The organism is Nonomuraea sp. NPDC003201 (assembly GCF_053590415.1).
Genome location: NZ_JBSFTC010000031.1, coordinates 1 through 13,435, shown reverse-complemented (window position 1 = coordinate 13,435; position 13,435 = coordinate 1). Strand labels below are relative to the sequence as shown.

18 protein-coding genes and 1 pseudogene are annotated in these 13,435 nt (G+C 69.9%); 11 read left to right on the top strand and 8 right to left on the bottom strand.

What is annotated here, in order from left to right:
* Window positions 1-18 precede the first annotated feature (18 nt).
* Window positions 19-1,833: a glycosyltransferase family 2 protein gene (locus ACWDX9_RS14850; RefSeq protein ID WP_449953552.1), complete on the bottom strand. Its 1,815-nt coding sequence runs from the start codon at window positions 1,831-1,833 to the stop codon at window positions 19-21.
* A 326-nt stretch (window positions 1,834-2,159) separates the two neighbouring features.
* On the opposite strand from ACWDX9_RS14850, the gene ACWDX9_RS14845 reads away from it, so the two are divergent.
* The 3 genes from ACWDX9_RS14845 (at window position 2,160) to ACWDX9_RS14835 (ending at window position 3,663) form a co-directional block, all read left to right on the top strand.
* Window positions 2,160-2,501: a hypothetical protein gene (locus ACWDX9_RS14845; RefSeq protein ID WP_449953549.1), complete on the top strand. Its 342-nt coding sequence runs from the start codon at window positions 2,160-2,162 to the stop codon at window positions 2,499-2,501.
* 17 nt (window positions 2,502-2,518) lie between these two features.
* Window positions 2,519-2,887: a ClpX C4-type zinc finger protein gene (locus tag ACWDX9_RS14840; protein WP_449953547.1), complete on the top strand. Its 369-nt coding sequence runs from the start codon at window positions 2,519-2,521 to the stop codon at window positions 2,885-2,887.
* Window positions 2,888-3,042: 155 nt separating this feature from the next.
* On the top strand, window positions 3,043-3,663 hold the full coding sequence (locus tag ACWDX9_RS14835) for an NAD(P)-dependent oxidoreductase (RefSeq protein ID WP_449953544.1): 621 nt from the start codon (window positions 3,043-3,045) through the stop codon (window positions 3,661-3,663).
* Here the strand turns inward: ACWDX9_RS14835 and ACWDX9_RS14830 are convergent.
* Window positions 3,623-4,192 carry a CGNR zinc finger domain-containing protein gene (locus tag ACWDX9_RS14830; RefSeq protein ID WP_449953542.1) on the bottom strand — a complete coding sequence of 190 codons (570 nt, stop codon included), beginning with the start codon at window positions 4,190-4,192 and terminating at the stop codon, window positions 3,623-3,625. The genes ACWDX9_RS14835 and ACWDX9_RS14830 overlap by 41 nt on opposite strands.
* Before the next feature lie 72 nt (window positions 4,193-4,264).
* On the opposite strand from ACWDX9_RS14830, the gene ACWDX9_RS14825 reads away from it, so the two are divergent.
* From ACWDX9_RS14825 to ACWDX9_RS14805, 5 genes are all read left to right on the top strand, one after another.
* Window positions 4,265-5,023, top strand: coding sequence for a class I SAM-dependent methyltransferase (locus ACWDX9_RS14825; protein ID WP_449953539.1), 759 nt, complete (start codon window positions 4,265-4,267; stop codon window positions 5,021-5,023).
* 39 nt (window positions 5,024-5,062) lie between these two features.
* The gene (locus tag ACWDX9_RS14820; RefSeq protein WP_449953537.1) at window positions 5,063-6,136 is read left to right on the top strand and encodes an NAD(P)H-dependent amine dehydrogenase family protein; all 1,074 of its coding nucleotides are present in this window, start codon (window positions 5,063-5,065) and stop codon (window positions 6,134-6,136) included.
* Window positions 6,133-6,633 carry a carboxymuconolactone decarboxylase family protein gene (locus ACWDX9_RS14815; protein ID WP_449953534.1) on the top strand — a complete coding sequence of 167 codons (501 nt, stop codon included), beginning with the start codon at window positions 6,133-6,135 and terminating at the stop codon, window positions 6,631-6,633. Before ACWDX9_RS14820 ends, ACWDX9_RS14815 begins: the two co-directional genes overlap by 4 nt.
* 23 nt (window positions 6,634-6,656) lie before the next feature.
* On the top strand, window positions 6,657-8,273 hold the full coding sequence (locus ACWDX9_RS14810; RefSeq protein WP_449953532.1) for a GMC oxidoreductase: 1,617 nt from the start codon (window positions 6,657-6,659) through the stop codon (window positions 8,271-8,273).
* Between the two features lie 201 nt (window positions 8,274-8,474).
* Window positions 8,475-8,771 (top strand): antibiotic biosynthesis monooxygenase, encoded by a 297-nt coding sequence (locus ACWDX9_RS14805; protein WP_449953529.1) that lies wholly within the window; start codon window positions 8,475-8,477, stop codon window positions 8,769-8,771.
* Between the two features lie 190 nt (window positions 8,772-8,961).
* Here the strand turns inward: ACWDX9_RS14805 and ACWDX9_RS14800 are convergent, their stop codons facing one another.
* From ACWDX9_RS14800 to ACWDX9_RS14790, 3 genes are all read right to left on the bottom strand, one after another.
* The gene (locus ACWDX9_RS14800; protein ID WP_449953527.1) at window positions 8,962-9,186 is read right to left on the bottom strand and encodes a hypothetical protein; all 225 of its coding nucleotides are present in this window, start codon (window positions 9,184-9,186) and stop codon (window positions 8,962-8,964) included.
* A 5-nt stretch (window positions 9,187-9,191) separates the two neighbouring features.
* On the bottom strand, window positions 9,192-9,656 hold the full coding sequence (locus ACWDX9_RS14795; RefSeq protein ID WP_449953525.1) for a serine hydrolase domain-containing protein: 465 nt from the start codon (window positions 9,654-9,656) through the stop codon (window positions 9,192-9,194).
* 155 nt (window positions 9,657-9,811) lie between these two features.
* On the bottom strand, window positions 9,812-10,363 hold the full coding sequence (locus ACWDX9_RS14790) for a helix-turn-helix domain-containing protein (protein WP_449953522.1): 552 nt from the start codon (window positions 10,361-10,363) through the stop codon (window positions 9,812-9,814).
* A 61-nt stretch (window positions 10,364-10,424) separates the two neighbouring features.
* Between ACWDX9_RS14790 and ACWDX9_RS14785 the strand changes: the two genes are divergently transcribed.
* Together ACWDX9_RS14785 and ACWDX9_RS14780 are read left to right on the top strand one after the other, a co-directional pair.
* Window positions 10,425-11,294: an alpha/beta fold hydrolase gene (locus ACWDX9_RS14785; RefSeq protein WP_449953520.1), complete on the top strand. Its 870-nt coding sequence runs from the start codon at window positions 10,425-10,427 to the stop codon at window positions 11,292-11,294.
* A gap of 10 nt (window positions 11,295-11,304) precedes the next feature.
* Entirely contained in the window at window positions 11,305-12,027 is a 723-nt protein-coding gene (locus ACWDX9_RS14780) for a phytanoyl-CoA dioxygenase family protein (RefSeq protein WP_449953517.1), read from the top strand.
* Here ACWDX9_RS14780 and ACWDX9_RS14775 read toward each other — a convergent pair.
* Both ACWDX9_RS14775 and ACWDX9_RS14770 read right to left on the bottom strand, forming a co-directional pair.
* Entirely contained in the window at window positions 12,012-12,602 is a 591-nt protein-coding gene (locus ACWDX9_RS14775; RefSeq protein WP_449953514.1) for a chloramphenicol phosphotransferase CPT family protein, read from the bottom strand. The genes ACWDX9_RS14780 and ACWDX9_RS14775 overlap by 16 nt on opposite strands.
* A 50-nt stretch (window positions 12,603-12,652) precedes the next feature.
* On the bottom strand, window positions 12,653-12,772 hold the full coding sequence (locus ACWDX9_RS14770; RefSeq protein WP_449953511.1) for a helix-turn-helix domain-containing protein: 120 nt from the start codon (window positions 12,770-12,772) through the stop codon (window positions 12,653-12,655).
* 7 nt (window positions 12,773-12,779) lie between these two features.
* On the opposite strand from ACWDX9_RS14770, the gene ACWDX9_RS14765 reads away from it, so the two are divergent.
* Window positions 12,780-12,974: a hypothetical protein gene (locus tag ACWDX9_RS14765; protein ID WP_449953509.1), complete on the top strand. Its 195-nt coding sequence runs from the start codon at window positions 12,780-12,782 to the stop codon at window positions 12,972-12,974.
* A gap of 4 nt (window positions 12,975-12,978) precedes the next feature.
* Here the strand turns inward: ACWDX9_RS14765 and ACWDX9_RS14760 are convergent.
* Window positions 12,979-13,435: pseudogene (locus tag ACWDX9_RS14760) on the bottom strand (hypothetical protein); the annotation flags it as partial.

Sequence of the window (13,435 nt, the reverse complement as noted above, 5' to 3'; positions counted from 1 at the left end):
ACCTGCATATAGATGGCATTAGCGCATGATTCGCCTGATGATCATCCTCGCCGTGAGCCGCCGCACCACGGTGCTCAGCCGCCCCTTCCCCGAGGTCGCGTACGGCCGCACGCTCCTGAGCGCCGCCGCGCCCCACCACCGGCGCGGCGCCGCCACCGTCTCGGCGTCGGTCTCGATCCTGAACCGCGCGGGCGGCCCGCCCAGATCCAGCTCCAGGTACGCGTCCCAGGTGCCGGGCGGCAGCCAGCCCACCCCGAGCCGGGCCACGAAACCGCCGCCTGGCAGCGCCACGGCCCGCTCGACCCGCTCACGGCCGCTGCGCCGCTCGCGCCAGACGACCCGCTTGACCGCCGAGGCGGCGGGTGCGGCGCCCGCGACGCAGACCTCGCCGTCGACGATCAGCCGGTGCCCCAGCGCCCACCGCGTCCTGATGAGCCGCACCGAGCCGGGCACCCCGACCACGTGGCCGCCGACGTCGATGCTGAGGTTGCCGTTGTCCCTGGTGAAGTACGGCAGGGCGACGGCGGCGCCGATCAGCCGGGGCGGCGGGCGGTTGACGCCGCTGTCGCGTTCGGCCCCGAGCCTGCCGAGCCGCACCACGCCTTCGGCCTCGACCGCCACCCGCAGGTCCCAGATCCCCGAGCCGAGCGCGGACACGTTCACCCGCGCCGTGAACTCGTTCCCCTTGCGCTCGGCCGGGACGACCAGCTCGGCGGCCGGGTCGTGCCGCCCGCGCAGCACCACGGCCAGGCCGTCGTCCCCGCCGATGCCGTCGAGCCCGGCCGATCCCGTCACCACGAGGCTGTCGCCGTCCCAGCACAGCCCGGTCAGCCTGCGCCGCACGGCGGCGCTCTCGATGCGGGCCAGGCGTACGAGGCGGTCGATGTCGTCGAGCGCCGCCGCCCGCTGCCTGTCGACGCTGCCGAGCAGCTCGTGCACGCCGGGGGTGTACCACTCGTCGCACAGGGCGGCCACCTCCCGCGCGATGTCCTTGCGCCGCACGTCGTCGCTCTCCAGGAACACCTGCCCGAGCTGCGCGAACACGTCCAGCCTGAAGTGCCGGCGCAGCAGGTGGTCGCGGAGCGGACCGGGCTCGACGTGCCCGGCCATGAGCCGGATCGGCGCCTTGATCATGGCCAGCCAGGCGAGCGGGTCCCTGCTGCCGCGCTGCTGCATGATGCTGCTGCCGTCGGGCCTGGACACGAGGTGGTAGCAGTCGTAGTCGGCCACCACGGAGACGGCCCCGGCGTGGCAGTAGGCGTGCACGGTGAAGAGGATGTCCTCGCCCACGAGCATGCCCTCGCCGAACCTGATGCGGTGGCGTTCGAGCAGCTCCCTCCTGAACAGCTTGAAGCAGCACAGGCTGTTGTAGACGTTGCTGTCGCCGATGGTCACGCGCTCCGCGCTCTGCTGGAACATCGACGCCGGCGCCCGCCTGCCGTGGCCCACGATCTTGCCGAGGACGATGTCGGAGCCGTTCCTGTCGGCCATGGCGACCATGCGCTCCAGCGCCTCGGGGCCGAGGTAGTCGTCGGCGTCGCAGAAGAACACGTACCGGCCCGAGGCGTGCTCGATGCCGATGTTGCGCGGACGGCCCGCGCTGCCGCTGCCGTCGATGTGGACGACCTTGACGCTGGCCCGGTGATAGGCGGCGTAGAGGTCGAGGAGCTCGGCGCTGCCGTCCGTGGAGCCGTCGTCGACGACGATGAGCTCCTTCTTCACGCGCTGCACGAGCACGGAGGTGAGGCATCTGTCGAGGTAGGCCCGGCAGTTGTGTGCCGGGATGACGACGCTCACGTCGACCGCGTCGTCACCGTTCCCCGTTTCAGACATCCGCCACCACCGCCACCACTTCAGAGAGTCACGTTGCGCTGCCGTCCGGCTTCAGTATGTGACGAGCCCGGGCCTCCGCGAGGGCCGATCGTATGTCTTCACCCCTGCTTTTGCAGCCAACGGAGATATACGGCATTCCACTAATAGGCCCTGGCAGTACCACATTTATCCTGGGACCGAATGAGTTTCAGGAATGAGGTTTTCCTACCGAGGAATAGAAACCTCTCCGCCAGGATCATTCAGCCACCCCCGGACGTTCGCCGGTGATCCTCTCGATGGGCTCGCGCGTCTACAGTTAGGCAACCTTGACCGGGAGGTGGCGGGAAATGGCATCGGATCTCCGCAGGCGGGCGTCGGACGACTCGCCCGTGCACTCTGCTGAGTTCATCGTCTCCGCGGCTCGCTTGGAAGAGCTGCATCAGTGCTCCGCCGTGCTCCGCCGTACGAGGTTGCGCGCCGAGGAGATCGTGGACGAGGCACGGACCTTGCTGGCGGAGGCCGAGCAACGCGGCGACGCCGACCGCGTCCTGGAGCTGCGCGCCCAGTTGGAACAGGCGCGCGGGCTGTACGGCAAGGTGCTGAACGCGTACGTGACGATCTGTCGCAAGATCGCCGACGAGCGTCAGGCCATCCTGCAGGAGCAGATGGGGTTGTCAGGTGCGGCCTGACGGGCTAGTGTCAGGGCATGCCTGACGAATGGAAGGATAAGATCCGCTGCTCTTTCTGCCACAAGAAGAGCACGGAGGTGAAGAAGATGATTGCCGGTCCCGGTGTGCACATTTGTGACCAATGCATCGAACTGTGCAATGAAATCCTCACGCAGGAGCGCCTCGCCACCTCTACCGAGCCCCGCCTCCCGATGTGGGAGTCCATGACAGAGGAGCAAATACTCGAGCATCTTCCGAAAATCGCCGCCGTGCAGGCACAGGTGGACGACAACCTGCGCGACTGGGTGGCGCATCTTCGCGGCAGGGACGTCAGCTGGGAACGCATCGGCGCCTCGCTCGGCATGACGCGGCAATCCGCGTGGGAACGGTTCAGGAGCGAGACCTGACAGGTGAACCGTTGTGACATGTGGGGCGTCCTATGGTCAGGGAGGCCCGACATGCGCGTCCTACACGGGCTCACGGCGCCCGATCTGGAGGAGCTCCAGCTCGAGCTGATCCTGATCCTGGCGCTGCACGACGAGGCAGAGCGACTCGCTGCCGAATGAACGGGCTCCAGCTCCCCGGGCATACCGGGGAGCTGGAGCAGGGGACCGGATCCTCCGCAGGATTGCTGGTCGTGCTGCGCTGCGCCGTGCTTGACGACTACCAGGGAGCGGCTCTCGGCCTGGCCGACTGGTCGAGGGTGCGGGTGGCCGGCTTCCGCGACCACTTCACCGCCCGGGACGACCTCGTGGCCGCCCTCCGCGACTACGAGATCGTGGTCATCGTGCGGGAGCGCACGCCGTTCCCGGCCGAAGTGCTCGACCGGCCGCCCAACCTGCGGCCGCTGATCACCTCGGGCATGCGCAACGCGTCGGTCGACGTGGCCGCCGCGCGGGCGCGCGGCGTCACGGTCTGCGGCACGGCCAGCTCCGTCCACCTGGTGCTGAGCGACCGCACGCGAGGGCTGATCGGGGAGCGGGAGCTGTCGCTGATGCGGCCGGCCTCCTACCTGGTCAACACCTCGCGGGCGGCGATCGTCGACCAGGAGGCGCTGGTGGCGGCGCTGCGGGCGGGGCGAGGCCGTCGAGGACATCGACGCCTTCCTCGCCGGAGCCCCGATCAGGACCCTCCAGCCCCGGTCAGTCGGCCCGGCTCCTGGCGCGGAAGGCGGCCGTCTTGACGCGGTTCTGGCAGGCCGTGGAGCAGAACCTCCGGGTGCCGTTGCGCGAGACGTCCACGTAGACCCGGTCGCAGTGCGGCGCGGTGCAGACCCCCAGGCGGTCGCCGAACTCGCTGCCCAGCACGATCGCCAGCCCGGTGGCGCAGCTCGCCGCCCACTCGCCCGCCAGCGTGCCGCCCGGGCCGTGGAAGTGCAGGTGCCAGGGCTCGCCGTCGTGCCGCTCCAGCGTCGGCCTGGCGTGGCTCTCCTCCAGCAGCGCGTTGACCTCGTTGGCGGCGGCGTCGATGTCGTCGGCGGCCACGGCGGCGAAGACCGTCCGCAGGCGGGCGGCCACCTCCGCCAGCTCGGCGCCCTCCGCGTCGGTGACCTCACGATGATCCGGATAGACCGTACGCAGGCTCTCGGTGGCGGCGCCACCGGCGCTGCCCGGCGCCGGATAAGCGCGTCCCCGCTGCTCACCGGGGGTCAGCGCGTTGACGATCGCCACCGTGGCCCTGACCACGCCATCCGTGTGACTGTTGTAATCCAATTGACCGGTTACACCTTCGTGTTCTAGCTTGTAACTGCCCAAAGGATAAACGACAGTCACAAGGAGACGGACGTGCTCACTCACGATGCCGCATCGCAGTGGATCGCGCGTTGGGACCGCCAGCAGGAGGGCTACCTCCCCGACCGCGAGGAGCGCTTCACCGCCCTGATCGACGCCGTGGAGGCGCTGGACCGGCCGGACCCGGTGGTGATCGACCTGGGCTGCGGCCCCGGGTCCCTGTCGGCCCGGCTGCTCGACCGCCTGCCCAAGGCGAAGGTGATCTCGGTGGACGCCGACCCGCTGCTGCTCGGGCTCGGGCGGGCCGCGTACCCGCGGCTGACGTTCGTCTCGGCGGACCTGCGTACCGGCGGCTGGACGGAACTGCTCGGGCTGGACGGGCCCGCCGACGCCGCGATCAGCACGACGGCGCTGCACTGGATCTCCGCCGCCGACCTCAAGAGCGTGTACGGCGAGGTGGCGAGCGTGCTGCGGCCCGGCGGGCTGCTGCTCAACGGCGACCACATGGACACCGACGACACCTCCCCCGCCCTCTCCCGCCTTGAGCGCGCCGTCCACGACAGGGAGACGGAGCGGGCATTCGGCGCGAACCCGCCGGAGGACTGGCGGACCTGGTGGGACGCGGTCGAGGCGGACCCGGCCTTCGCCGAGCTCAACGAGGCGCGCCGCACCACGGCCGGGGCCTCGCACCACGGCTCGGAGTCGCACCTGCTGTCGCACCACGTCGAGGCGCTGCGGGAGGCCGGGTTCGCGGAGGTCGGCACGCTCTGGCAGCGGGGGAACAACCGCCTGCTGTGCGCCGTACGCGGCTGACCCCTATACGACTAACCAAGCGCTTGCTACGCTCCGCCCATGATGTCCACGGTTGTCTGGGGCACGGGCAACGTCGGCCGCGCGGCCATCCGCGCGGTCGAGGCCCATCCGGGGCTGAAACTCACAGCCGTACTCGTCCACGATCCGGACAAGGTCGGCAGGGACGCCGGCGACCTCGGCGGGCTCGGCCACGAGCTCGGGGTCGCCGCCACCGACGACGTCGACGCCGTCCTGGGCGCGAGCCCCCGCGCGGTGGTCTACGCGGCCTCCGGCGACCTCCGCCCCCAGGAGGCACTCGACGACGTGACCAGGGCGATCCGAGCCGGAGCCGTCGTCGTCACCCCCTCCCTCTACGCGCTCTACGACCAGCGCAACGCCCCGTCCGAGCTGCGCGAGCCGGTGCTGGCCGCCATCGGCGAGGGCGGCGGCTCGCTGTTCGTGTCGGGGATCGACCCCGGCTGGGGCAACGACGTGCTGCCGGTGCTGATCAGCGGGCTCGGCTCCACCATCGACGTGATCCGCTGCCAGGAGATCTTCGACTACTCCACGTACGACCAGCCCGACTCCGTCCGGTACCTGGTCGGCATGGGCCAGCCGATGGACTACGAGCCGCCGATGATCGCGCCGACCGTCCCGACCATGGTGTGGGGCGGCCAGGTACGGCTGATGGCCAGGGCCCTCGGCGTCGAGCTCGACGAGATCCGCGAGACCCGGGACCGGCGCGCGCTCGACGCCACGGTGGGCGAGTTCGAGGCGGGGACGCAGGGCGCGGTCCGGTTCGAGGTGCAGGGCATCGTCGAGGGCGAGCCCCGCATCGTCGTCGAACACGTCACCCGCATCCATTCGTCCTGCGCGCCCGACTGGCCGACGGCTCCGAACGGCGTGGGCGCGCACCGCGTGATCATCGAGGGCCGGCCGCGCATCGAGGTCACGGTGGAGGCCACGGACGAGGGCGGCAACCTGTCCGCCGGAGGGAACGCCACCGCGGTCGCCCGCCTGGTGGGCGCCATCGACTGGCTCGTGGACGCCGGACCCGGACTGTACGACGCGCTCGACGTCCCGCTGCGACCCGGCACTCTCGGACCCGGCACTCTCGGAGGAAAACGACCGTGAACATCGACATTCCCGCAGGCAAGGACCCGATCTCGTACGTGTGGGGCGAGATGGTCCCCGGCATCGGGATCGCCGCCTCGAAGTTCTCGATGTCGGTGTACACCCACACGACCCTCGGACTGCGCGAGTTCGAGGCCGCGCGGCTGCGGACCGCGCAGATCAACGGGTGCGCCTTCTGCCTCGACTGGCGTACGGAGCGGGACGGGCAGAAGGTCGAGGACACGTTCGCCGACGCGGTCACGGAGTGGCGCACGACCGACGCGTTCGACGACCGCACCCGCCTGGCGGCCGAGTACGCCGAGCGGTACGCCCTGGACCACCACGGCCTGGACGAGGAGTTCTGGGCCCGGATGACGGCGCACTACAGCCAGCTCGAGATCGTGGAGCTGAGCATGTGCCTCGGCTCGTGGCTGGCGTTCGGCCGCCTCAACCACGTACTGGGCCTCGACACCGCATGCACGCTGACCGGCGGCTCATCGCCCACCCCCCGATTATGAGAACTCACGAAGTGAGGGACCGCATGCGCAGCACCGGAAAGACCTCGACCCCCGACATCTCCCGCCGCGGCTTCCTCATCGGAACCGGGTCCCTCCTGGGCGCGGCGGCCCTCAGCCACCCGGCCGCCGCCGCTGCCGGTCCGATCGCTGACGGGGCCCGCGTGCCTGTCCTGGTCATCGGCACCGGGTACGGCGGCTCGGTGGCCGCCCTGCGCCTGGCCCAGGCGGGTGTCAACGTCCACATGATCGAGATGGGCATGGCCTGGGACACCCCCGGCTCCGACGGCAAGATCTTCTGCAACACGCTCCAGCCGGACAACCGCTCCTACTGGCTCCGCACCCGGACGAAAGCCCCGCTCAACTACTTCCTCGGCTTCCCCATCGACCGGGACATCCCCCGCTACACCGGCGTGCTGGACGCCGAGGAGTTCAGCGGCATCACGGTCTACCAGGGCCGCGGCGTCGGCGGCGGCTCGCTGGTGAACGGCGGCATGGCCGTCACCCCCAAGCGCGAGAACTTCGCCGCCATCCTCCCGTCGGTGAACCCCGCCGAGATGTACGACACCTACTACCCCCGCGCGAACACCGGCCTCGGCGTCGGCACCGTGGACCCCGCCTGGTTCGACTCCACCGACTGCTACCAGTACGCCCGCGTGGGCCGCAAGCACGCCCAGCGCTCCGGCTTCCCGTTCACCTTCGTGCCGGACGTGTACGACTGGGACTACATGAAGCAGGAGGCCGCCGGCACGGTGACCAAGTCGGCCCTGGCCGGCGAGATCCTGTACGGCAACAACTACGGCAAGAAGTCCCTGCAGAAGACGTACCTCGCCCGGGCCGCGGCCACCGGCAGGGTCACCGTCTCCCCCCTGCACCGGGTGACCTCGGTCGTTCCCGCCTCCGGCGGCGCCTACACGGTGACCATCGAGCAACTGAACACGAGCGGCGACACCACGGCCACCAAGACCGTCACCGCGGACCGGGTGTTCTTCGCGGCCGGCAGCGTGGGCACCAGCAAGTTGCTGGTCAAGCTGAAGGCCACCGGAGCGCTGCCCAACCTGAACGGCGAGATCGGCAAGGGCTGGGGCGACAACGGCAACGTCATGTGCGGCCGCGCGAACCACCTCTGGGACCCGACCGGATCGCTCCAGTCGTCCATCCCGTGCTCCGGCATCGACAACTGGGCCGCGGGCGGCGCCTTCGCGGAGATCGCCCCGCTGCCCACCGGGATCGAGACCTTCGCGTCGTTCTATCTCTCCATCACCAAGAACCCGAACCGGGCCCAGTTCGCCTGGAACGCCGCGACGGGAAAGGTGGACCTGAACTGGCAGACGGCCTGGAAACAACCGGCCATCGACATGGCGAAGACCATTTTCGACAAAATCAATTCGAAAGAGGGGACGATCTACCGGACCGATCTGTTCGGCGTCTACAAGATCTGGGGCGACCATCTCACGTACCACCCGCTCGGGGGCGCGGTCCTGAACAAGGCGACCGACAATTACGGGCGCCTGACCGCCTACCCCGGCCTGTACGTCATCGACGGGGCGTTGATCCCGGGCAACACCAGCGTCAACCCGTTCGTCACCATCACCGCCCTGGCCGAGCGGAACATCGAGAAAATCATCGCCACCGACCTGTGAAAGATTTGAGGCCCGCATCTCTGCGGGCCTCATATCCAAGCGTCGTGTCATCGCTTGGATCAATGATGACCTCGGTTACACGTGATCGTCAAGCTAATCCCATGGCATGGCATAGAAACAGCAGCCTTTTACGCCGATATTTTCCCTTATATCGCCGCCCCGGCCGCCTATGGTGGAATGAAAGCCGCTGAGGAGGCTGCGATGAGAGAGCACTTCGTCTGGGTGACGACGCGCCGCATCAGGCCGGGGGCGTTGGAGGAGTTCGAGAGGGCCTGGCGCCCGGACCCGTACCCGGAGGGTCTGCGTCACGCGTACGCGTACTGGTCGGAGGACGGGGAGGAGATCACCGGGGTGTCGTTCTGGGACTCGAAGGAGGCCTGCGACTCCTGGCGCAGCTCCGAGGCCGAGAACCGGCGCCGCGAGATCATGAGCCCTTACGTCCTCGAGGAGCGCGAAGGCTTCTACCAGGGCCGCGAACTCGGCGTCCCCGTACGGTGAACCACCGGCCCGCCCTACGGCGGGCCGTCACTGGACTCGGCCCGTCGGGAGATCGACGACGCGGCGATCGGGCTCCTCGACCACCTGCTCAGCGACCGGGCGAACTGCCCGACCTGCGTCCCAAGATCCGCGCGCTGCTCGCCACCGTCCGGGCACCGGCTCCCTGAGACCTGGTGAATCCCCGGCCGGCCTATGGGCACAGGGCGGAGGTCAGCAGGGCGACGGCCGCCTTCTCGGGATCCCCCGAGTACGAGGTGATCGACAGAGCCACCTGCCGCGACCCGTCGGCCGAGCTGAACGCCACCGTGAGATAGCCCGGGGCGCCCCCGCCGTGCCCCAGCGCGGTGCCGCACGGCAACGGCGCCATCTCCAGGCCCAGCCCGTACGTCTTCCTGGTCGCGCCGGGGTCCTTCATCTCCTTCAGCAGGGCAGCGGGAAACAGCCTGCCTTGGAACAGAGCGCGCCGCTGGTGTGCTGGAGAAGGTGCCTGATCGTGGTGTCGGCCCCCTTGTCCACGAGCCCGGGCAACCACTGCTCCACGCTGTCGGACAGCTCCAGCCTGCTCTCGTTCGCGAGTTGGAGCACCACGGTCGCCGTGAACGACTTGGTCACGCTCCCCACCCGGAACCGCCCGTCCACGGGAGCCGCCCGGTCCCCGCCGATCCTCGCCCGGCCGCTGGTGCCGCGCCAGGTCCTGTTCCCGTCGCGTACCTCGGCGATCGCCCCGACCGCGCCGACATCGACGATCCTGTCCAGCATCGCCTGCAGATCCGCCCGATCACGGGGGCCCACCGTCTCGACGGCGGCGGCCCCGGCGGGCGCCGCCGCCACCGCCGTGATCAGGCCCGCCGCGACGGCCACGCCGACGTACTTCTTCCCCTTCACGTCGCCCCTCCTCCCGGAGCCCGCCTCTCGGCCTCCGCCACATCAAGATCAGCCATGGAGAGGTGGTACGGCATCGGAGAAGGCACCCGCGGAAACCCTGATATCGGCCGGCGGTCTCCGCCCCGGGAAGTAGGCCATTCGGCCACCCGCCTCCCTCAGCGACCGGGCGCGTCCGGGGGCGGCTGCTCGGCGGGGAACAGGATCGCGCTGAGCAGGTACGGCGCGCGGTCCGGCGCGGGAGCGTTGGCGACCCGGTCCCGCAGCACCGCGAGCAGGTCGGTGAGCATCTCGGCGAGCTCGTCCGGGCTGAGCCACAGCGTGCCCTGCCGATAGGACACCGAGTCGGCGACCGGGTCGGCGCCGTCGCGGTCCAGGTAGGCGTTGAACTCGGCGATCAGGGCGGCCATTGCCGCGGCGAATCCACGGCGGTGGTCGTCGAGCGACATCGCGGCCGCGGCGCCGGCGTCGATCGCGGGCCGGTCCTGGCGCAGCCGGTAGCTCCGCTCGACGGCACCGCGTACCCGCTGCTCGCCCTCCACCTCGAGAAACCCGCCCTCGGCCAGCAGGGCGACCTGCCGGTAGACGGTCACCTTCGACACCCCGGGCATGCGGGCGCACAACTGCGCGGTCGTCAGCACCTGTCCTGCCGACAGGGCGTGCACGATGCGCAGCCGTACCGGATGCAACAGCAGCTCAACGGCGTCCATGGCCCAACGATTTCACATGAGATACCATTATCCAAAATGAAAACGGTTGGAAGGAGCGGGCATGCGGGATGTATCGGGGCGGGCGGTGCCGGTGAACGGCCGGCGCGTCTATGTCGAGGAGTCCGGCCAGGGGCATGACCTGACGGTGGTCTTCGAGGCGGGCGGAGGCTGCGGCCGGACCTTCTGGGATCCGGTGCTGCCGCTGCTGGCCGACACGGCGCACCTGGTGGCCTACGACCGTGCCGGGCGCGCGCTCAGCGGCCGCGTCACCCAGCGGCTCAGCATCGATGACATGGCCGCCGATCTGATCGCGATGACCGAGGCCGTCGTCCCGGGCGAGTTCGTGCTCGTCGCGCACAGCATGGGCGGGCTGGTCGCCCGCCGCGCCGCCGAGCGCCTGGGGCCTCGGCTGCGGGGCCTGCTGCTGGCCGACGTCCTGCCGGAGACCTCACCGGTGTACGACACCTGGGACCGGACCGCCAAGAAGATCGACCGCATGCTGGCGGTGACGCAGACGCTCAGCCGGTTCACTCCTCTGGCACGGCTGTTCTCCGGTAACGTGCGGCGCCTGTTCTCCGCCGACACCTACCAGACCATGCTCGCCGAGGATTTCACCCCCGCCGGGACCTCCCAGACCCGCAAGGAGATCCAGGCGGTGGCCGCCGCCATCCCGCAGTTCCGCGCACGACCTCCCCAACTCCCGAAATGCCCGACGATCGTGCTGTCGGTGACCCGCGCCGAAAGAGGGCGGGAGCGTCAGCACGCCGCCATCCACGAGCACCAGCGCCGCTACGCCGAGATCCTGCCCGACGGGAGCCACGAGGACGTCGCGTCGGGGCACTTCATCCAGGCCGAGCAGCCCCGACTGATCGCGGACCGGACACGACAGCTCCTGACGGCCTCCCGAAAAATGGATGGACACGGCTGTTAGCGTCCCAGGCATGGGTGTAGTTGACATTGACCGCTTTGTCGCCGACGGGTTCGTGAAGCTGGAAGAGGCTGCCCCGCGCGAGGTCGGCGACGCCGCCCGGGCGTTGCTGTGGCGGCAGACCGGTCTGTCACCGCGGGACCCGGCCACCTGGAAGGAACCGGTGGTGTGGGCCGCGGACCTCACGGGTGAGGGCGCGCTCGGGGAGTTCATCCGGAGTCCCCGGCTCGCCGAGGCACTCGACGAGCTCTGCGGGGCCGGTGGCTGGGTGCCGCGTGGTTCGCTCGGCATGGTGCCGATCCGGTTCCCGCGCCTCCCGCCCGCCGACGACAGAGGCTGGCACATCGATGCCAATGCCGCCCAGCCGGACGGCGGCTACCTGTGCAGCGGGCAGCCGGAGACGATGCTGCTGCTGATCCTGCTGTCGGAGGTCGGCCCCGACGACGCGCCGACCCGGATCAGGGTCGGTTCGCACCGGGACGCGGCCGCGGCGCTGGCGGGGCGCGTGCTGGACCCGTTCGAGGCCGGACCGTTGGTGGACGCGGCCAGTTCACACCGTCCGCTCGCGTACGCGACGGGCCGGCCGGGTGACATCTACCTGGTCCATCCCTTCACCGTCCACGCCGCCGACGAGCACCGGGGCGACGAGCCGCGGTTCATGGCCCAGGCGCCCGTCTTCCTGACCGAACCGGTGACTCCGGAGGGGGGCAACGCACTGGCTCAGGCCATCTCGTGAGCTCCCGAGGTCAGCACACGCCGCGTGCCCCTCGATCGCCAGGCGGTCGCCACCGACTGCACAAGTGCGTCCGAAACGCCCTGGCTGGTGTCCAGCTCGTAGTCGTACGGACCGAACGTGTGGATGCCGTCGACCTCCACGTGCTCACGCCCCTCCCCGATGCGGCGGTCCCCGCGCTCGCGTTCTCTCCGATCGATCTCCGCAAGGTCGCAATACACCCCGACGAGGAACACGTCGAAGTCCGCCAGCAGTTGTGACAACTCTTCGCGCCACGTCGGGAATTCGATGACGTGCTCCACGACCAGGTCGTTGCCGGCGCTCGCCAGGGCGGGCAGGCACCGGTGAAAGCCGTTGAAGAAGCGCGGCCGCATCTCGTACCACCACGAGAAGGGACCCTCGTGGTCACGCCGCTCCGGGAGCATGCCGCTCGCCACGAACTGGTCGGACGAGACATGGAGAAACGGCTCATCGAGTGCGCGCTGCAGCGCCTTGGCCAGGGTCGATTTCCCGGAACTGGAGGCCCCGCTGAGAATGATGACGCGGCCCGGACCTCGAGTCGGTGGGGTGGGTTCCATGCTCACACAATGGCAGACCGCTCCCGAGCCTTATCGTACGGCTGTGACGCTCACCGATGCCGATCTGGCCCGATCCGGCGACGATACTCGCGCGGAGACGCGCCGGTGACCCGCTTGAACGCGTTGCTCAGCGCGCTCTCCGAGCCGTAGCCGACCGTACGGGCGATCATCGCCACCGTGAAGCCGCTGTTCACCGTCAGTCTGGCCCGCCAGGGCGACCGCTGGGCAGGAGTACTGATCCTCGACCTGAAGCACCTGCTCATCTCCACCGCGGCCGGCATCGGGATCATGGACCTGACGGGCCGCGTGACCGAGACCCTGCTCAAGCTCGGCAAGAACTCCGAGATCTACCCGCACTTCAGCGCCACGTAGCCGTTCATCGCTCCCAGGAGTGGTCGATCCCGGCGTCCACAAGCTGTGGATCGACACCCGGAAACGAACCGTCACCGAACAGGATCCGCGCCGCCACGGCACGACCGGCACGACCACGCAGCACGGCCACCGCCGCCTCCGCCGCGGCGGGGGACCGGATACCGGCGAACACCCGGCGCAACAACAGCCGGCCCCGGAACCGGGCCCGCAACGCACCCCCGTCGTACAGGCTCAACCTGCGCTGATCGCCAGTACGCAGGTACCCGGCGGCGACCGCCGCGGCCAGTTCCGCCATGCGTAAGCACGGGTCCAACCCACCGGCCGTCAGCGGCGAAACCGCGCCCGCCGCGTCTCCGACGAGCAGCCCGGCGGGGCACGCCAACCGTCGCAGCACACCGCCGACCGGGATCGGGCCACCGCCGGGCTGCTCGTCGGAGACGCGGCGGGCGCGGTTTCGCCGC

Coding starts and splice junctions, on each gene's coding strand:
- ACWDX9_RS14810 (WP_449953532.1), top strand. CDS start 6,657: ATGCGCAGCACCGGAAAGACCTCGACCCCCGACATCTCCCGCCGCGGC.
- ACWDX9_RS14800 (WP_449953527.1), bottom strand. CDS start 9,186: ATGAAGGACCCCGGCGCGACCAGGAAGACGTACGGGCTGGGCCTGGAG.
- ACWDX9_RS14780 (WP_449953517.1), top strand. CDS start 11,305: ATGGGTGTAGTTGACATTGACCGCTTTGTCGCCGACGGGTTCGTGAAG.
- ACWDX9_RS14850 (WP_449953552.1), bottom strand. CDS start 1,833: ATGTCTGAAACGGGGAACGGTGACGACGCGGTCGACGTGAGCGTCGTC.
- ACWDX9_RS14785 (WP_449953520.1), top strand. CDS start 10,425: ATGCGGGATGTATCGGGGCGGGCGGTGCCGGTGAACGGCCGGCGCGTC.
- ACWDX9_RS14770 (WP_449953511.1), bottom strand. CDS start 12,772: ATGATCGCCCGTACGGTCGGCTACGGCTCGGAGAGCGCGCTGAGCAAC.
- ACWDX9_RS14775 (WP_449953514.1), bottom strand. CDS start 12,602: ATGGAACCCACCCCACCGACTCGAGGTCCGGGCCGCGTCATCATTCTC.
- ACWDX9_RS14845 (WP_449953549.1), top strand. CDS start 2,160: ATGGCATCGGATCTCCGCAGGCGGGCGTCGGACGACTCGCCCGTGCAC.
- ACWDX9_RS14840 (WP_449953547.1), top strand. CDS start 2,519: ATGCCTGACGAATGGAAGGATAAGATCCGCTGCTCTTTCTGCCACAAG.
- ACWDX9_RS14790 (WP_449953522.1), bottom strand. CDS start 10,363: ATGGACGCCGTTGAGCTGCTGTTGCATCCGGTACGGCTGCGCATCGTG.
- ACWDX9_RS14820 (WP_449953537.1), top strand. CDS start 5,063: ATGATGTCCACGGTTGTCTGGGGCACGGGCAACGTCGGCCGCGCGGCC.
- ACWDX9_RS14805 (WP_449953529.1), top strand. CDS start 8,475: ATGAGAGAGCACTTCGTCTGGGTGACGACGCGCCGCATCAGGCCGGGG.
- ACWDX9_RS14835 (WP_449953544.1), top strand. CDS start 3,043: ATGAACGGGCTCCAGCTCCCCGGGCATACCGGGGAGCTGGAGCAGGGG.